Here is an 18,009-nt window from a genome sequence, read left to right as displayed (position 1 = left end):
CAGCTATCAATGCAAGAGGGTGACTGAAAAGTAAAAGTCTTAAATCATGGAAATTTACTTTGCAGTCACTCTTTTTATTTTGAATGAAAATGGAGTTCAATTTGTTGATTGTCAAGGATATATTATTTTAGAATAGCAATAGTCAACAGAAGCTCCTATGAAACTCGTAGTACTTACAACCTTAGATAATTCTATAGATGCCAACCTGCTAAGAAGTAAGCTGGAAAGTGAAGGAATACCATGCTTTCTACATAATGAGAATGTCACGAATCTTATACCATATTCCTTTAATATTTTGGGTGGCGGAGTTAGGGTTTTAGTGCCTGATGATCAGCTTGAAGCATCCAGAGAGCTGGCCCAATTGAATGAGGAAAAGATTCATTGCCCTAACTGTGGCTCTGATAATATCAAAAACAGGTTAGAAAAGTGGTGGATTAAATTGTATCTGATCTTTATAGGTTTCTTTCTAGTGGCACCCATTGGTAATCTGCTTAACCATTACATCTGCAGGCGCTGTGGTGAAGAGTTTAAGAAATAAGCTTAATAATGGATTCATCATGCGGCCACAAAACCCATATTTTCTATCTTCAAGGAAATAAAAACTGATATATGGGCATTCGCAGTAAGCTTACACTTATAATACTCACGCTATGTATGGCGGTGGTATTGGTGCTTACCGGGCTCTTTTATTTTCAGTTTGATACAGCTTTGCGTGACAGGGTTTTTCTGCAATTGTCATCTGTAAAAACACTCAAGATGGTGAAGGTGAGAGAAGTTTTGCAGGAACGTGCTGAAGCTTTAGAAAAGTACCCAGCTGCTATCACTTCTAGTGAGTTTGAATTAGTCAGAAAATTTTCTGATTGGCCTAAAACTTTTGAGGGTCATTCAATAGCCAATGACTCACCAATAGAGGGACAGACCATAATTAAGGATATAACCACAGCAGATAGAGCTGTGATCACCCTTCTTTATGCTACTAAAAGGGGAGATGAATATTTAATTGGCATAACAGAAGTACCTGAAATTCAAACTATTTTATTAGAACGGACGGGCCTTGGAGAAAGTGGAGAATCTTATATTGTTGCTGCTGATAGTACCTTGCGCACTCAGTCACGTTTCTATTCTGATAGCTCATTTTTATCCATTGAAGTGAAGACTGCTGGTGTGGCTGAGGGGCTTGCAGGCACTTCAGGCAAAGGTATTTTTAATGACTATAGAGATGTAGAAGTTTTCAGCAGTTATGAACCGATAGATCTTTATGGGCTCAACTGGGTTTTGCTTAGTGAGATTGATCTTAAGGAAGCACTAATGCCCATTAAAGAATTAAGATCCAGGATTATCTACATCTTACTATTTACCTTATTAATAGTGCTTGTGATATCATTTTTTACCGCTAAACTCATCGTTAGGCCGGTTCTAAAGATGGAAGGTACCTTAGAGCGAATGTCTAGAGGTGTATTGAAAAGGCCGTTATATAAAAAGAATCGTGCTGATGAGATCGGATTGATGTATAAAGCTCTGGAACAGCTTATTCAAGCTATGGAGCAAACCATCACGTTTGCACATACTATTGGAGAAGGAAATTTCGATGCCGAATATACCGCACTGAGTAAAGAAGATGAATTGGGAGCTTCACTGCTTAAGATGAGAGATCAATTGAAGCTTTACCATAAAAAAGAAGAGCAACTTACCATTGAAAAGCAGCTTTCACTGGTGCGTGGTCAGGAGATAGAACGTTCAAGACTGGCCAAAGAAATGCATGATGGCCTGGGACCATTACTTACCAGCATGAGATTGAGGATTCAATCTCTTTATCTACCAGAAGGCAATGAAGCGGAGTTGCTCACTCTGTTGGATCAAACCATCACAGAAGTACGAAGAATGTCAAACCACCTAATGCCTAGCGTATTAGAAGATTTTGGCCTGGGGGAAGCCATAGCCAACTTAACCCTCTTTTTACAAAATATGTCAGGTATAAAAATACAGTATAAAGATGATCTTACAGATGCACTATCTATACCTGATGATATAAGCGTTGCTCTTTATCGCATTGCTCAGGAAACTTTGAACAATGTTGTTAAACACGCTCAAGCCACAGAAATTAGGCTCTCCGTAACGCAGTTTGATGATTATGTTTCCTTTTATGTAGAAGATAACGGTAATGGCTTTGATATTAATAAGAAGTATAGCGGCCATGGTTTGTTAAATATTAAAGACAGAGTGGCTATTTTAAAGGGGACTATGCATTTAAATAGCAACACACAGGGCACCATAATTGAGATAGAGATTCCTCTGACATGAGAAAGATACAGATAATAATTACTGATGATCATAAGTTATTCCGTGATGGTCTACGCTCTATCCTTACTCAATTCGAAGACATTGAAATAGTAGGTGAGACCAGCAATACTACCGACCTGTGGAAGCTGCTTTCCTCTGGTTTAGACCCTGACATTGTGCTTATTGACATATCTCTTCCAGATGGTAGTGGACTGGATATTCTGGCTGAGTTACGGGAGAAATATGCCAGTATAAAAGGAGTAGTCATTACCATGCATGCAGAAGGCCAATATGTGACGAAAGCAGTGAAAAACGGTGCTTATGGCTACCTTTTGAAAAGTGTGGATCAAAAAGAACTGGTAGAAGCCATTAGAACCGTGGCTCTTGGTAAGAAGTATTTTAATGCCGAAGTATCACACCTTATGGTCACGAATATTGCTGATGCTGACGAACTTAAGATGAATCTCACTGAGCGTGAACTGGAAGTGTTAAAGCTTGTTGCTCAGGGGCAAACCACTAAAGAAATAGCTCACCAACTCTATGTGAGCTCCAGGACCATTGAAACTCATCGTGTAAATATCATGCGGAAACTGGGTGTACAGAACAGTGCAGAGATGATCACCAAGGCCAATCAACATGGTTTGATATAAAGCCATCCGTATTAATACTGATTATCATTTACAAAATTTTACTGAACGGGCCTCATATCGAGCAGTCGTATAATTAGAAAAAGACTAAACGATATGAAATATTTAACTGTAGTGTGCGCCATGGTGCTGGTAGGATTGAGTCAGTCAGTACAGGCACAATCGAGGAATGAGCTACAAGGTCCGGAGGCTAAAAATTATAAAGTGTGGAAGTATGGTGCCGAGCCTAAAGAGGTGGTGACTGTAAGTAAGGTGACCGTGCAAGGGCCTGAGGCTAAGAACATGTCAGTAGCTGAGAGAAATGATAATGCTACTACTACCCAAATAAAAACCAGCGAGAAGCCCAGGTTAATGGGACCTAAAGCCAAGAATTATAAGCCCTGGAAAAAGAAAGACTGAAAAGTGAGGTTGATTTAAAAATAGGCTATCTCAAAGTTGCTGATAAGATTAAACTGATCTAAACTTTTGAGGTAGCCTCTTGTATAAAAATCTATATCTATAACCCGTATTCCTTCTTCAACCTCTTCTCCACTATGAAAGGGACAATGGGCAGGAGGGAAGCTACAAAGAACAGAATCACTCTGATAAAGCTCCAATGGTATTTAATCCAACACATAATTAGCACCGAGACATAAATTATAAACAGAATGCCATGAGCCCAACCGGTGTATTTAACGGCCTCCTTTATTCCAAAGAAATGTCTGATGGGCATTGCTATAAAAAGTAAAGCCACATAAGAGATAGCCTCTAGTATAGCTATCACAGTGAATGATTTTACCAATTTAAGATTATCAGGGGTGTTTTGGTCCATGCTTTTACAAAATTTGTGTGAAGATAGACCAAAAGCTTCAGTCTACTCGTATTCTACAGAAAAACGATCGAAGGTGGCCGCACCTTCAGTTCCCTGATAAAATACACCCGCTTTGATTCCCCATGACCACCATGCCAGCTGTTTTCCATTCACCTCTTCCTCATTAATAAGTTGCCAATTTCCAGCGCTATCATGATATGAAAACTGCGCCAGGTGCCCTTCAACAACCTTTGCTTTTAATGATAGAGGCTCATTAACATCTGCCACTACTGAATTGAGCATTTGAAAGTTACCATTTTCCACAGACCAAAGGATAATTGAGTCTCCTCTAATGCCAGCGCCAATACTGCTACCAGGTGTGGCATAGATGCAAAGTCCTTTTAAAATGTTTTCTTGTTTTTCTACGGTGGTAGAAATGGTGAAATCGGCCACATCAGGATTCACACCTAAAAATATGATGGCATTAGCCTGAGCGCTATCCGCTGATAATTGCAGTTTACCATTCTCAAGGGTAGCGGAATACGAAGAAGAAACATTAAATCTCCAGAGAGGATTTAGCTGATCGCCTTCAAAATCATCAGAGAAATTGGTGGCAGTCATGTCTTTTATGATATTAGTAGAATCCACTTCAAAATAAGGCCATTGTGAATCTTCATCCCAAAGTAACTCGCTCAAAAGCACTGTTCTGCCGAGATATGGGAAGCCTTCCTCATGGTAGGAATGATAAAGATAATACCAGGAATCATTAGTTTGCAGTGCTGTACCATGACCCGGGCATTTCCAGGTTTCATTGCCTTTTAAAATCGGATTGCTCTCATACTTTTCCCATGGTCCTTTCATGGATTTGGCCCTGGCTACACCTACCTGATAGTCACAAAGGCCACCACAGCAGGCATTGCCTGAATAGAGTAAGTAGAGATAATCACCTTTCTTTAAAATGCATTGACCTTCAGAACCGCCTTCTTCCCACAAAGAGGTGTCAGCAGTAATTACTTCGAAAGCTTCACCGTTCAGTGAAAGGCCGTCAGCGGATAGTGGAGCGCCAAGGATTTGAATAGGCTTATCAGGATTCAAACCGTATGCCTTCCAGGTTATGTATTTAGTATCTCCTTCCTTATAAACAAAAGCATCGATGGCCTCGCTGCCCCAGTCTACCACTACACCATGGTCTGTAAAGCCTTTTTCAATATTCTTAGTGCTGGCTACTCCTATGCAAGAGGTGCCATCGGTTCTTCTGGCGGTGTAGTAGCAATAGAAAGTGCCATTGTCATAATACAACTCTGGAGCCCAATAGCTATTAATGGTCCAGGCAGGCGCTTCCTGAAAAACATAGGTAAGGAATGACCAGTTTTCAAGATCCGTAGATTTGTAAATGGGATAGATCGGAGCCCAGTCATTAGAAGACCCTGTAGCGTAATATGTGCCGTCCACTTCAATAATAGAAGGATCTGGGAGTTCTCCGGCTATCACTTGTTTTTGAGTAATTACGCTGTGCCCAGGTGTTTCATTTGTGGTGCACTGGGTGAGTATAGCCAGAGTGACTAAACTAAATAGAAGATTTTTAAGATTCATGATTGATAAAATGGTTGATTAAATCTATCAAAAATCTTATTAAATTCTAAAATAAATCGATTTAGTTTAAGTTGCCTAAAAAAAGCTTTGACCTTAACCAAAGCCTATTGTTTCAGGAACGATGATTTAAATCAAACGAATCGAAAAAGTCAACATTTAAGTTTTGCTTATTTAAGATTCGATAATATCGTTTTTCTAAATCTATTATTTCGTTACTCTTTTCTTTCACCTTTTGAGAAATTTCAAAAATCTCTTTCTTCTCATCATCCGAAAGATCCATGTCTTCAGTGTAAAGAAGGATTGTAGTGAGTTTGGATTTCAGTTCACAAGTAGATGAAAAAAGTGTATTAATATAGCGCTTTAAATTATCCATTTTGCTTCTGGAATAGGTCATAGATTGAGGTTTGAAGATAGAAAAAAAAAGCCTTTTTTGATAACCAAAATTTCCAAAACCTGACAAAATCAGTTTTTTTTCTTGACCAACTTCAGTCGGATATTCGCTAAGATATAAGCAATCTTATATTGTTACTATTTTTCTCTTTATCGCGCATCTGATGCGGTTTGTTGATCCACCACCACAGGTGAATGAATAGGTGAAATATTAATGCTTAAGACCCATATTAGTATGGTAATTTATTATAAATAAGACAGGAATCGATTGCGGTTTATAATAATTAACGTATATTTCACGGGTAATAATTTTTCTTTTGAAAACTAGTCAGCAAAATACCATCGAGATAGAACTCTGGAACAAGATCAAATCCGGGGATGTGAAAGCTTTGGAATGCCTATATAATGAGCATGTAGATGCCCTTTATAACTATGGCAATAAGATCTTCCAAAACGCGCAGTTGGTGGAAGATTCCATCCATGACTTATTCCTTGATATATGGAACTATCGTAAAAATCTTTCTCCTATTATGCACACCCGTGCTTACTTATATACTTCGCTACGAAGAAAAATTAGTAAAACGGTACAAAAGAATAACTTCCTTCCTTTCGATGCTAAATGGGATGCCGACTTACAGCTGCTGATCGGTTCTCATGAAGATAGAGTGATAGAAAGAGACACGGTGGATGAGCAGACCAGAAAGCTACGTTCACACCTCAATAATTTGTCGCCAAGACAGTATGAAGCCATCATTCTTAAGTTTTATGATAAGATGAGTTACGAAGACATTGGATCTCTCATGGAGGTGAATGAGCAATCTGTTCGTAATCTTATACAGCGGGGACTAGAAAAACTGAGGAAGTATGCACGTCTTGCCATCTCAATATGCTTCTTTTTTCATTTCTTTAGTTAATCCATTTGCCTCATTACCAGCATTATAAGATCTTAACCATTAATTTTTCAAGAATTATTTTTATTTGGTGAGTTAAAAACCAAACTAATTACTCTTAGTTATAAATCCATAAAAAGGATTTATACACACATAACATTTAGATGAAGGATTATTCAGAATATACTGCCGTAGATTTCGCCATGGATGAAGATTTTATCCTCTGGGTGGAGACAGGAGCCAATGATAGCGCCTGGCAAGCCTGGTTGATGGAACACCCGTCACAGGAAGAAGCGGTGAATGAGGCCATAAGCATGATTCGTGCGGTAGAAAATGATGAGAAGTATATTCTGAGCCCGGTAAAGAATAGAGATTTATGGGGAAGGATAGATGGAAGTGTACAGGCGTGTAAAAAAAAAGGAATTGAAGAGCAGGTGGAAGAGGTCCGGAATTACTATCGGTATTTTAATGCTGCTTGTGGTTTCAGTGGTGGGTATCTACTACTTTAACTTCCAATCGCCAGCAGGTGGTGATTTGCTATCATATAAAAACGAAAGTAATAAGCCTCATAAGCTGGTTTTAGCTGATGGTAGCATAGTTACGCTAAAGCCACATTCTTCTCTGGAATATCCTGAAACTTTCTCCGCTGAAAGTAGAGAAGTACATTTATATGGAGAAGCCTTTTTTCAGGTGAAAAGAAACCCACAAAAGCCATTTTCGGTCTATTCTGAAGATATTGTTACCAAGGTACTGGGCACTAGTTTTAACGTGCAGGCTTTTGAAAACAAGAAGGATATTGTTGTTTCTGTGAAAACTGGTAAGGTATCAGTGGCTACCAAGGTGGAACATAAGAAACAAAAGGAAGATCCTTCAGAACAGCTTAAAGGTGTTTTGATTACCAGAAACCAGCAAATCACATATTCTAAAAAGAATAGAAAAATAACTAAGCAGCTAGTGTCCGAGCCGGTGCTAAGAAATGCTAAGCCAGGAGCCTTTACTTTTGAAGATAAGCCAGTGGCTGAGATATTTCAAAAGCTTGAAAGGGCCTATGGTATTGATATCATCTTTGACAGAGAGGTCATGTCTCAGTGTAGGCTTACTACCAAGCTGGATAATACTGAGTTTTATGACAAGCTGAGGCTCATTTGTAAAGGGCTGAACGCCAAATATGAAATCCTGGACGCTCACGTCATCATTTCTGGTGAAGGCTGTCAATAAAAAGAACGAAAATATTACTGTTGAATAGATTCGTAGCTCATGCTATGGTGATAAAGCTATATCTTTTTACAAGCAGCTATGAACTATTATCATGTTGATAATGAAATACATAAATAAATCACTTAACCATGAAGAATAGATTACTGCTTATCCTTTTGGCCTTATTGCCAGGGATAGCATCAGCGCAGAGTTTCCAAACCGGAATTTATTATAAAATTACTGGTGAGGGAAATATGGTGATAGATACAAAGGGTTCAGGTCAGAATAACGACCATCTGTACCTGGCCGAGGAGGATATTAAAAGCTCAGGGCAGGTATGGACGTTTTCATCATTAGGAAACGGCTATTATTCCATGACTAGCCCCGTAAGTTTTAAAAGTATAGATAATGCCAACCAAACCGACAGGAGAGGTAATGCTGTAGTTCTATGGGATAGAAATGATTTCAATACTAATCAGCAGTGGCAGATCAAATCTGGTAATAATAACGGCTACACTATCACTTCCAGAGCTAGTAATTTAAATCTGGCTATTCGCGAAGTTGATGGAGAAAAAGTTTTATTTCAAGTGGCTCCTGATGCCAATGACAAATCTCAGTACTGGACCATCTCAGAAACCAAAGCCAAGATAAAAATCGAAAAAAGAGTAGGGGAGTTTGAATGGGAAAATGAAGAAATCTTCGGAGTAAACAAAGAGGAGGCACATGTACCTTACATTCCCTTTAATAGCGTAGCGGAATTAAAAAAAGATCCTACTTATAACAAACCATGGGAGAGAACAGAGTCTTCGCTTTATCAACTGCTAAATGGTGACTGGAAGTTTCATTGGGTGAAGCAACCAAGTGAAAGACCTACAGACTTCTACGAGGAAGATTTTGATGTTTCTGGCTGGGATGATATTGCAGTGCCGTCCAACTGGGAAATGAAGGGTTATGGTACACCTATCTATACTAACATTACTTATCCTCATAAGAATGACCCTCCATTTATAAAACCGGAACCAGGTTATACTAATGAAAAAGAACCCAATCCCGTAGGCTCATATCGCAGAGAATTTAATATACCTGAAGACTGGGCTGACAAAACATTGTACTTGAGGTTCGATGGTGTGTATAGCGCTATGTACGTATGGGTAAACGGTAAAAAAGTAGGTTACAGCCAGGGCGCTAATAACATAGCAGAGTTTGATGTAACAAAAGAAATTAAGGCTGGGAAAAATACTGTGGCTGTAGAAGTATATCGCTGGAGCGATGGTAGCTATCTGGAAGATCAGGATATGTTCAGACTAAGTGGGATTCACAGAGATGTAGCCATTTACGCTGTTCCGAATGCTCACATCCAGGATTATAGAATTACCACATCATTTAATGGAGATGATTTCAGCAAATCAACTTTAAAGCTTATCACAACCATTGAAAACAAGGGTAAGACCTGGAAATCAGGTCAGCTACAGGTAACAGTTATCGACCCTTCTGGTAAAGATATGTTTTCTAAAGAAGCCAGCATCAGTACCGTGAAAAAAGGACAGAAATTAGACGTTTCTCTGTCAGAGCTAGTCAATCAACCAGCGTTATGGAGTGCCGAAACACCGGTTTTATACACTGTGATACTTAGCCTAAAAGATAAAAGTGGTCAGGTTACGGAAGTGATCTCTGAAAAATTTGGCTTTAGAAAAATAGAGATTAAGAATAAGCGAGTTTATGTAAATGGTCAACCTGTGTTCTTTAAGGGTGTCAACCGACATGATACGCATCCTGTCTTCGGAAAAGCCATTCCAGTTTCTTCCATGATTGAAGATATTGAGCTCATGAAAACGCACAACGTAAACACCGTGCGTACTAGTCATTATCCTAATGATGTAAAAATGTATGCGCTGTATGATTATTATGGCTTATATGTAATGTCAGAGGCTGATTTGGAAACCCACGGAAACAATTCTCTAAGCCGAAAGACAAGCTGGATACCTGCTTATGTAGATAGAAACATAAGAAATGTAAAAGAGCATGTGAATAGGCCTGCCATTATCTTTTGGTCTATGGGTAATGAGTGTGGTAATGGAGATAACTTCAACAAAGTTTACAGCGCCATTAAAGCAGAAGACAGCAGCAGACCTGTGCACTATGAAGGTAAGAATGATGCTGCAGATCTTTACTCCCGTATGTACCCTTCTGTGGAGAGCATGATAGCTACAGATAAGGATGATAATGATCAGCCATTCTTCCTGTGTGAATATGCCCACGCCATGGGTAATGGTATTGGTAACTTACCGGAATATTGGGATTATATCGAAAATCACAGTAAAAAGACCATTGGCGGCTGTATTTGGGATTGGGTAGATCAGGGATTAATGAAATATGGTGGCCCGGAAGATGAGTTTCTCTATGGCGGCGACTTTGGTGATAAGCCGAACGACAATGACTTCTGTCTCAACGGTATAGTTACACCTGATAGAAAGGTTACACCAAAGCTTTTAGAGGTAAAGCAAGTTTATCAGTATATCAAAATTGAAGCTGAAGATGCCAGGACAGGGAAGCTGAAAATCAAGAACAGCTATGCCTTTATCAACCTGGATCAGTTTGATATTCAATGGGTTTTATTAGAAAATGGCAAGAATGTGGCTCAGGGAAAAATGGCAGGCCTAAACCTGAAACCGGGAGAAAGCAAATCAATAAAGATTCCATTTAATAAAGAGTTAGCAGAAAATAAAGAGTACTTTCTTAACATCTATTTTGCCCTGAATGAAGATCAGGTGTGGGCAGATAAAGGTCATGTGGTGGCTTCTGAGCAAATCTCTATGAGCTCAAGACCACAGCTGGCGCAGATTAATGATGCTGATACCACGCCATTAAAAATGTTAGATGAAAATGGACATATAACTGTATCTGGAGATGACATCAGATTGGTATTTAATAAAACTACCGGTATGCTAAACTCCATGGTGATAGAAGGCCAGGAGATGATCTATGAAGGCAAAGGTTTCAGCTTAAACTGGTACCGAAGCATTAATAATGACAGAAGAAACTACATAGAACCTCAAATAGAACTGAGCAATTTCAGCACGAGCAAGAGTGGTGGCAATATCGTGGTTAACTCCTCTTTTATTGCCAACATAGGTGACGGCCGTAGGAGCGTGATTCCATACAGCATCAATTATATCGTCCATCCTTCAGGTGTGGTGGAAGTAAATGCCAATATTGATAATACCAATGACGGATTACATATTCCAAGGTTAGGTTTGGCCATTTCCCTGGCTCCTGGTTTAGAGAATGTACAATGGTATGGTCGTGGTCCGCATGAAAATTATGCCGATAGAAAAGCATCAACTTATTATGGTATCTATTCCAATACTGTCACAGGTATGGAAGAGGACTATGTGAGAAGCCAGACCATGGGGAACAGAGATGATGTAAGATGGCTCAATATCCAGGGTAAAAAAGGAGGTATCAGTATCAGCACTAGCGGCAGACTGAACTTCAGCGCTTTACATTTTTATGATAAAGACCTGTGGGAAGTGGGACATCAATATCTATTACCAGACATTAAAAAATCAGAAACTGTATTATCATTAGATTATATGCAGCGCGGTTTGGGTAATGCCAGCTGTGGCCCTGGTCCCATGCAGAAATATGAGCTGCCCGTTTCAGATCAAAACCAATTCAGCTTTAGGATAGCTCCACTGTCAGCGGAGTCTAAAAGCTATTCATCAAGTAATTAGTTTACCATTTCTTAATAGTTCAGAGCAGGATAACAACGGCCGTTAATTTTATTTTAATTTTTTTTAATTAAAGTGAGTTAAAACCGAATTATCCTGCTCTATATAATTAAATGAGTCAAAATTCCTTTTGGAACTAACTCATTCACATGGGTTTACTATAAGATGAACCCAGCAATCGATTGCAATTTAAATACACAAACACACTAAACTTACTTAAAATGAACACACACCACACGTTAATTACTCACTGTAAGCCATAGTGGCTCGGGAGTCTTGCTACCAATTAGACCAAGACATCTCTCAATTATTTACCAAAAGCCCTTACATTATGGAAAAACGATTACTATTCAAAAAATATGTAAAATACCTCTCGTATGTCCTTATTTTACAGTTACTTATAGTTTTTACTTATTCTTCGGCTTCCCTTACTAAAGCCGGTAATATTCAGGATGACAAAATCAATATCGATGTCAAAAACGCCAACCTCAGCGATGTTTTATCATTGATAGAGAAGCAAACAGGATCTACATTTCTTTACCAAAGTCAGCTTATTTCAAAACATAAAGTCACCATTCATGCGGTAGACAAAAGCTTGAAGCAGGTATTAGATAGTATTTTAGAACCTCTTGACATTGCTTATGAGATAGATAAAACCCACATTATTCTATCTAGAAAAATTAAACAACAAGCCGCTTTAAAGATTTCAGGACAGGTAACGGATGAGGCTGATGGCACACCTTTACCTGGGGTGAACATCATCGTAAAAGGTACCACTACCGGTACTTCTACTGATGCTAATGGTGAATATTCATTACAACTGAAGGAAGAAAACAGTGTGCTTGTTCTGAGCTTTATCGGATACCTTACACAAGAGGTTCCTGTGAACGGTAGAAGCGTAATCAATGTGCCATTAAAGGCTGATATTCAGTCGCTTGAGGAAGTGGTGGTAGTTGGTTACGGTGAGCAAAAGAAGATCACCTCAGTAGGATCACAATCATCCATTAAAGTGGCTGATTTACAACAACAACCAGTGGCTAACCTGAGCAACGCTATTACTGGGCGTATCGCCGGTATAGTAGGTGTGCAGCGGTCTGGGGAGCCTGGTTACGATAATTCACAGATATTCATCAGAGGTATAAGTAGCTTCGCTCAGTCAGCCAGTAATCCTTTGATTTTGGTGGATGGTGTGGAGCGGTCTTTCAATAATATTGACCCTGAAGATATTGAAAGCTTCAGTATATTAAAAGATGCATCGGCCACGGCTATTTATGGTGTGCGTGGTGGTAATGGTGTAATCCTAATTAATACCAAGAAAGGATCTAACTCTAAGCCGAAACTGAACTTTCAGTACAATCAGGGTATCACCCAATTTACTAAGTTGCCCCAATTTGTAGATGGCGTGGAGTATATGCGTGTAGCCAATGAGGCCAGGCATAATACTAACCCAAACATGCCACCATACTATTCTGAAGAGACCATTCAGGCTACCATCGATCAGTCAGATCCGGATCTTTACCCAAATGTTGACTGGTTTGATGAGATACTGGATGATCGCGGCCAAAACAGAAGGATTAACTTTAATGTAGATGGCGGATCAGACAAGGCTACTTATTACTTATCTGTAGGTTATTATGATGAAAAAGGCCTTTTTAAAAGTGAAGAGCTAGACCAGTACACATCGTCAATAGGTTTCACCAGATATAACTTCACCTCCAACCTCACACTTGATCTTACTAACTCTACCAAGGTGAACTTTGGAGCTTCAGGCTATATTTCAGATGGTAATTACCCTGGCGTTTCTTCAGGAGCTATTTTCGCATCAGCCTATACTTTGCCTCCGGTGGTGCACCCGCCTAAGTATTCTGATGGGAAGATCGCGCAGCAAAGAACTGGTGACATCAATAACCCATACAACCTGCTTACGCAATCGGGTTATGTGGCCGAGACTAAAAGTCAGATTTGGTCTAATATCAGGGTTACTCAGGACCTGAGCCATTTTGTAGATGGTCTTTCAGCTACGGCCATGTTTTCTTTCGATAATAATAACACACACCAAATCAGCAGAACAAAATCTGTAGATAGATGGCTTGCCGTGGGCAGAGACTCAGAAGGAAACCTGATCTACGAAGGAGATGCACCTGTTGTGGTAGGTACCAACGTGTTAGGTTATGCAAGAAGCAATGGTGGGCAGCGACAAAAATATTTTGAAGCTTCACTAAATTATAACCATGCCTTTGGTAAACATGAGGTAGGTGGACTAATCCTTTATAACCAAACGGATAGAGTGGATGCCTTTGCAGGAGATTTTACTACCTCTATTCCTTATCGTTTCCATGGTATAGCTGGTAGAGGTACTTATGCCTATGATGAGCGCTATTTATTAGAAGCCAACTTCGGGTATAACGGATCTGAAGCCTTTGCCCCGGAAAACAGATATGGCTTTTTCCCTTCTGTAGGTATTGGTTGGGTAGCTTCTAATGAGAAATTCTTTGGTGCGCTAGATAAGTATATTCAGTTCTTAAAAATAAGGCTTTCTCACGGAGTAGTAGGTAATGCAGCACTTACCGCATCTGGTCAGCGATTCGCTTACCTTTCTACGGTAAATGGCACCGGAGCTGATTATGTTTTTGGTAGAAACCAGGACAATCGCTTTGGCGGGCTGGACATAGAATACTATGCTGCTAATGTGCAGTGGGAAACATCCACGAAGAGTAATCTTGGGGTAGAGCTGAACACCCTGAATGGTGATCTGGCCCTGACCGTAGACTTTTTTAGAGATATTAGATCAGACATTTACTTGTTGCGAGGAGATGTACCCGACTACGCTGGCGTTAGAAACCAACCCACAGGTAATTTGGGAGAGGTTTTCAATAAAGGTGTAGACGGTACATTGACCTATAATAAGCACCTGGGGCGCAGTTTTGATGTGAGCTTCAGAGGTAACTTCACCTGGAACAGAGCCACCGTGGTAAATGATGCCAATGCCGAATGGCCTTACCCATGGCAGCAGAGAATTGGCCGTAAGCTGGGACAAAGATTCGGTTATATTGCCTTAGGTCTTTTTGAAAGCGAAGAGGAGATAGCCAACAGCCCAAGACAAACAGGTACGGTGAAGCCAGGAGATATCAAGTTTAAAGATCTTAATGCTGATGGTGTGATAGATTCTTATGATCAGGCACCTATTGGATATGGAGCTTTCCCTGAGATAGCTTATGGTTTTGGTACTTCTATTGCCTATAAAGGATTTGCCATTGGCGCTTTCTTCAAAGGCATTAGCAATGTAGACATTATGTTGAATGGTGAAGGTATTATTCCATTCCAGCAGGGCGTGGGTACCAGAGGAAACTTGCTGGCCAACATAGATAACCGCTGGACAGAGGAAGATCCTAACCCGAATGCCTTCTACCCAAGACTTAGTGATGGTGTAAACAACATGAACTATGACGGCAGCACCTGGTGGGTAAGAAATGGTGGTTATTTAAGACTGCAGAACGTGGAAGTAAGCTATACTTTTCCTCAAAGCGAATGGTTCGACAAAATCGGGCTGGATAACCTAAGGCTTTATTGTATAGGATATAACTTGGTCACATTCAGTAAGTTCAAGCTTTGGGATGTGGAGCTGGGTGATGGACGAGGAGCTTCTTATCCCCTTATAAAGACCATCAGTTTCGGAATTGATTGTAGATTTTAAATGAAGAGACGAATGAAAAATTCATTATATATATTTCTAATCATAATTGTAGTCCTGACCAGCTGTGATGATTACCTGGATCAGGTGCCTAGCGATAGACAAACCATAGAAGAGGTTTTCCAAAAGAAAGCCACTACGGAGCAGTATCTAGCTAATGTCTATACCTACATCAGAGATGATGCTAACCAGCATGAAACTAACCCATGGACTTCTAATTCTGATGAAATGGTGGTGTCATGGGCTAAATATCCTACTTACCAAATAAACATTGGCAGGTGGGATGCCGCCAGCAGTCCGTTTTCATTCTGGGGTGCTTATTATGATGGTATTCGTGCTGCCACCTATTTTATCAATCACATAGATGATAATGCAGAAATGCAAAGGGTAAGCCCAGATCTCATTCCTCAGTATAAAGCTGAGGCCAGATTCTTAAGGGCCTATTTTTATTTCATGCTCATGCGCCAGTATGGGCCGGTAGTAATAGTGGGAGAGGATGTGCTTCCTGTGGATGTACCCGCCTCGGAGCTTCAGATAGCCAGGACTCCCTTTGATGAATGCGTTGCCTATGTGGTCAGTGAGTTTGATGAAGCGGCGAAAGCATTGCCTCTGGTACCTACAAGCATAAATTATGGTAGAGCTACAAGAGGAGCAGCCCTGGCTTTCAAATCTAGAGTATTGCTATATGCAGCCAGTCCTTTGTACAATGGTAATACAGATTTGGCCAACTTTAAAAATCAGGATGGTACACCGCTCATAAGCCAGAGCTATGATGAAAACAAATGGCAATTGGCAGCTAATGCGGCTAAGGCGGTAATGGATCTCAACTTATATCTACTTTATAAGGATCCTGAAAATGATCCGATAGAATCCTATAGAGGTGTACTGTTAGAGCCCTGGAATGATGAGACCATCTTTGCCAGAAAAGATAACAGCCTGACCTCTGAAGATGTGCACTCAAACCCCAGACAGGCTGGTGGTTGGAACGGTATGGCACCTTCCCAGGAAATGGTAGATGCCTATCTTATGGAAGATGGATTACCTATCTCGGGTACCAGCTTTGCCAACCCATCACCACTCTATTCTGAATCAGGTTTTACTGATGGTATCTATAACATGTACGTCAATCGTGAGCCGCGCTTCTATGCATCTATTACTTATAACAATGCTTTATGGGATGGCGGTACACTTAAAGACCCTACGCCTATCAACTTTGAGGTAACAGGTCCTAACTCGGCTACAGGTCACGTAACAGACTGGAGTAGAACAGGTTATCTGGTAAGAAAGAACGTGAGTCCATTTACCAACTCTGGTAGCGGTGGCACCGGTGAGGTGTTTAACAGGCCATTGGTGCTAATGAGATTGGGTGAGATCTACCTGAATTATGCGGAAGCCTTAAATGAATATAACCCTGGTAATCCTGACATTCTCACCTATGTGAACATGATCAGAGAGAGAGCCGGTGTGCCATTGTATGGTGAAGATATTCCTGCCCCGGTAGGGCAGGATGCGATGAGAGATGCTATCTGGAGGGAAAGAAGGATTGAATTGGCCTTTGAGTACCTCCGGTGGTTCGACATCAGAAGGTGGAAAAAAGCCGAGCAGTACATTGGCCATGATATGCACGGTATGGATGTATTCGCTAGTGGTGATGCTTTCTACACCAGAGTAGTGGCCCAGGAAAGGGTGTTTAGAAAAGCCTATTATTGGTTTCCTATCACTCAATATGAACTGGATAGAGGAAAGCTTATTGTTCAAAATCCAGGCTGGTAATTACTTAAAATCGAGACTAACATGAAAAATATAACAGCTTATATCATTGTAGCATCAGTTTTGGTTTTTGCCTGTGATCCTGATGTAGACATACCTGGAAATGAAAAGGTTGATAGCTATTCTAAAGTGTACATGGCACAGGCCGAAGGCGGTGCCAGAAAGTATACGTATGGCATTTCGGATAAACCCGAGCACCTGACTTTAGGAGCAACTTATGGCGGTATGGATTACCCGTCTGGGGATGTGATGATCAATATCGATATAGATGACCAGCTGGTGGCTGACTATAACAGCGCCAACGGCACTTCTTATCCCATACTTCCGCATGAAGCCTATGAGGTCAGTGGTAATGAGGTAAAGATTCTTTCGGGTGAAGTATCTTCCTCCCTGATTGATGTTACCATCAGCACCCAAGAAGGAGATATGATTCCTTTTGAAGAGTACATGATGGCTGCTCAGATTACTAATGTGAGTGAAGGAGTAACGCTAAACACTGATTTACAAACGGCCTATTTTATCTTGAAGTATGAGCCATTGATACCTCGAGATGCCTGGCAGGTAGTTTCACTCTCTACTGAAGAACCTGCCGAGGGAGCCAATGGCGGCCTGGTTTCCAGCACCATTGATGGTAATGAAAACACCTTCTGGCATAGCAAGTGGAGCGGAGGCGAAGCACCACCACCACACTGGTTTATACTGGATATGGCGGAGATATACACTTTGCATGGATTATCTATCCTTACCAGACAAAGTGATAACTCAGGTAAACCCAAAGAGATAGTGGTGGAGATTAGTGAGGATGGTGATACCTGGACAGAAGGAGGTAGCTACACCCTGGAGAATACCTCAGACCTGCAGCGAGTGTTCTTTACCACAGGATTTAACAAGCCCGCCAGGTACTTTAAGGTTACGGTGAATTCATCGTACAATGCTGGCTATACGCACATGGCTGAGATATATGCTTTCTAAAAGTTAAACATGTAAGAGCGGATCGGGCGGGTAGGCGCTCGGTCTGCATTACAAGTAA

General features: G+C 40.5%; 14 protein-coding genes. 11 read left to right on the top strand and 3 right to left on the bottom strand.

Features of this window, described 5'->3' with window-relative positions; genetic code table 11:
* The first annotated feature begins 157 nt into the window (after window positions 1-157).
* The 4 genes from LVD16_RS17485 (at window position 158) to LVD16_RS17470 (ending at window position 3,326) form a co-directional block, all read left to right on the top strand.
* Entirely contained in the window at window positions 158-538 is a 381-nt protein-coding gene (locus LVD16_RS17485) for a putative signal transducing protein (RefSeq protein ID WP_233769568.1), read from the top strand.
* 71 nt (window positions 539-609) lie between these two features.
* Complete coding sequence (locus LVD16_RS17480; RefSeq protein ID WP_233769567.1) at window positions 610-2,301, top strand: sensor histidine kinase; 1,692 nt, start codon at window positions 610-612, stop codon at window positions 2,299-2,301.
* Window positions 2,298-2,930: a response regulator gene (locus LVD16_RS17475; RefSeq protein WP_233769566.1), complete on the top strand. Its 633-nt coding sequence runs from the start codon at window positions 2,298-2,300 to the stop codon at window positions 2,928-2,930. The genes LVD16_RS17480 and LVD16_RS17475 overlap by 4 nt, the downstream gene beginning before the upstream one ends.
* A 93-nt stretch (window positions 2,931-3,023) precedes the next feature.
* Window positions 3,024-3,326 (top strand): hypothetical protein, encoded by a 303-nt coding sequence (locus LVD16_RS17470; protein WP_233769565.1) that lies wholly within the window; start codon window positions 3,024-3,026, stop codon window positions 3,324-3,326.
* 97 nt (window positions 3,327-3,423) lie between these two features.
* Here the strand turns inward: LVD16_RS17470 and LVD16_RS17465 are convergent, their stop codons facing one another.
* From LVD16_RS17465 to LVD16_RS17455, 3 genes are all read right to left on the bottom strand, one after another.
* A complete protein-coding gene (locus LVD16_RS17465; protein WP_233769564.1) occupies window positions 3,424-3,738 on the bottom strand; it encodes a DUF3817 domain-containing protein in 315 nt (104 codons plus the stop codon).
* A gap of 42 nt (window positions 3,739-3,780) precedes the next feature.
* Entirely contained in the window at window positions 3,781-5,310 is a 1,530-nt protein-coding gene (locus LVD16_RS17460; RefSeq protein WP_233769563.1) for a family 43 glycosylhydrolase, read from the bottom strand.
* A gap of 112 nt (window positions 5,311-5,422) precedes the next feature.
* Window positions 5,423-5,704: a hypothetical protein gene (locus LVD16_RS17455; protein WP_233769562.1), complete on the bottom strand. Its 282-nt coding sequence runs from the start codon at window positions 5,702-5,704 to the stop codon at window positions 5,423-5,425.
* Window positions 5,705-6,017: 313 nt separating this feature from the next.
* Between LVD16_RS17455 and LVD16_RS17450 the strand changes: the two genes are divergently transcribed.
* The 7 genes from LVD16_RS17450 to LVD16_RS17420 all read left to right on the top strand — a co-directional run bounded on the left by LVD16_RS17450 (window position 6,018) and on the right by LVD16_RS17420 (window position 17,951).
* Complete coding sequence (locus tag LVD16_RS17450; protein WP_233769561.1) at window positions 6,018-6,614, top strand: RNA polymerase sigma factor; 597 nt, start codon at window positions 6,018-6,020, stop codon at window positions 6,612-6,614.
* Between the two features lie 140 nt (window positions 6,615-6,754).
* Window positions 6,755-7,099 carry a hypothetical protein gene (locus LVD16_RS17445; RefSeq protein WP_233769560.1) on the top strand — a complete coding sequence of 115 codons (345 nt, stop codon included), beginning with the start codon at window positions 6,755-6,757 and terminating at the stop codon, window positions 7,097-7,099.
* Window positions 7,059-7,808, top strand: a complete 750-nt coding sequence (locus LVD16_RS17440; RefSeq protein ID WP_233769559.1) for a FecR family protein — start codon at window positions 7,059-7,061, stop codon at window positions 7,806-7,808. Before LVD16_RS17445 ends, LVD16_RS17440 begins: the two co-directional genes overlap by 41 nt.
* A 128-nt stretch (window positions 7,809-7,936) precedes the next feature.
* On the top strand, window positions 7,937-11,521 hold the full coding sequence (locus LVD16_RS17435; RefSeq protein ID WP_233769558.1) for a glycoside hydrolase family 2 TIM barrel-domain containing protein: 3,585 nt from the start codon (window positions 7,937-7,939) through the stop codon (window positions 11,519-11,521).
* A 328-nt stretch (window positions 11,522-11,849) separates the two neighbouring features.
* A complete protein-coding gene (locus LVD16_RS17430; protein WP_233769557.1) occupies window positions 11,850-15,212 on the top strand; it encodes a TonB-dependent receptor in 3,363 nt (1,120 codons plus the stop codon).
* Between the two features lie 12 nt (window positions 15,213-15,224).
* Window positions 15,225-16,982, top strand: a complete 1,758-nt coding sequence (locus tag LVD16_RS17425) for a RagB/SusD family nutrient uptake outer membrane protein (protein WP_233769556.1) — start codon at window positions 15,225-15,227, stop codon at window positions 16,980-16,982.
* Window positions 16,983-17,003: 21 nt separating this feature from the next.
* A complete protein-coding gene (locus LVD16_RS17420; RefSeq protein ID WP_233769555.1) occupies window positions 17,004-17,951 on the top strand; it encodes a BT_3987 domain-containing protein in 948 nt (315 codons plus the stop codon).
* Window positions 17,952-18,009 lie beyond the last annotated feature (58 nt).

This window comes from Fulvivirga ligni (assembly GCF_021389935.1).
GTDB classification, from domain to species: Bacteria; Bacteroidota; Bacteroidia; order Cytophagales; family Cyclobacteriaceae; genus Fulvivirga; species Fulvivirga ligni.
Note: the sequence above shows the minus strand (reverse complement) of the source record. Positions and strands in the feature narration are given on the sequence as shown.

Excerpts from the sequence above, each read along its gene's own strand:
- LVD16_RS17475 (WP_233769566.1), top strand. The coding sequence starts at position 2,298 with ATGAGAAAGATACAGATAATAATTACTGATGATCATAAGTTATTCCGT.
- LVD16_RS17460 (WP_233769563.1), bottom strand. The coding sequence starts at position 5,310 with ATGAATCTTAAAAATCTTCTATTTAGTTTAGTCACTCTGGCTATACTC.
- LVD16_RS17470 (WP_233769565.1), top strand. The coding sequence starts at position 3,024 with ATGAAATATTTAACTGTAGTGTGCGCCATGGTGCTGGTAGGATTGAGT.
- LVD16_RS17445 (WP_233769560.1), top strand. The coding sequence starts at position 6,755 with ATGAAGGATTATTCAGAATATACTGCCGTAGATTTCGCCATGGATGAA.
- LVD16_RS17430 (WP_233769557.1), top strand. The coding sequence starts at position 11,850 with ATGGAAAAACGATTACTATTCAAAAAATATGTAAAATACCTCTCGTAT.
- LVD16_RS17440 (WP_233769559.1), top strand. The coding sequence starts at position 7,059 with ATGCTGCTTGTGGTTTCAGTGGTGGGTATCTACTACTTTAACTTCCAA.
- LVD16_RS17435 (WP_233769558.1), top strand. The coding sequence starts at position 7,937 with ATGAAGAATAGATTACTGCTTATCCTTTTGGCCTTATTGCCAGGGATA.
- LVD16_RS17485 (WP_233769568.1), top strand. The coding sequence starts at position 158 with ATGAAACTCGTAGTACTTACAACCTTAGATAATTCTATAGATGCCAAC.
- LVD16_RS17420 (WP_233769555.1), top strand. The coding sequence starts at position 17,004 with ATGAAAAATATAACAGCTTATATCATTGTAGCATCAGTTTTGGTTTTT.
- LVD16_RS17455 (WP_233769562.1), bottom strand. The coding sequence starts at position 5,704 with ATGACCTATTCCAGAAGCAAAATGGATAATTTAAAGCGCTATATTAAT.
- LVD16_RS17465 (WP_233769564.1), bottom strand. The coding sequence starts at position 3,738 with ATGGACCAAAACACCCCTGATAATCTTAAATTGGTAAAATCATTCACT.
- LVD16_RS17480 (WP_233769567.1), top strand. The coding sequence starts at position 610 with ATGGGCATTCGCAGTAAGCTTACACTTATAATACTCACGCTATGTATG.
- LVD16_RS17425 (WP_233769556.1), top strand. The coding sequence starts at position 15,225 with ATGAAAAATTCATTATATATATTTCTAATCATAATTGTAGTCCTGACC.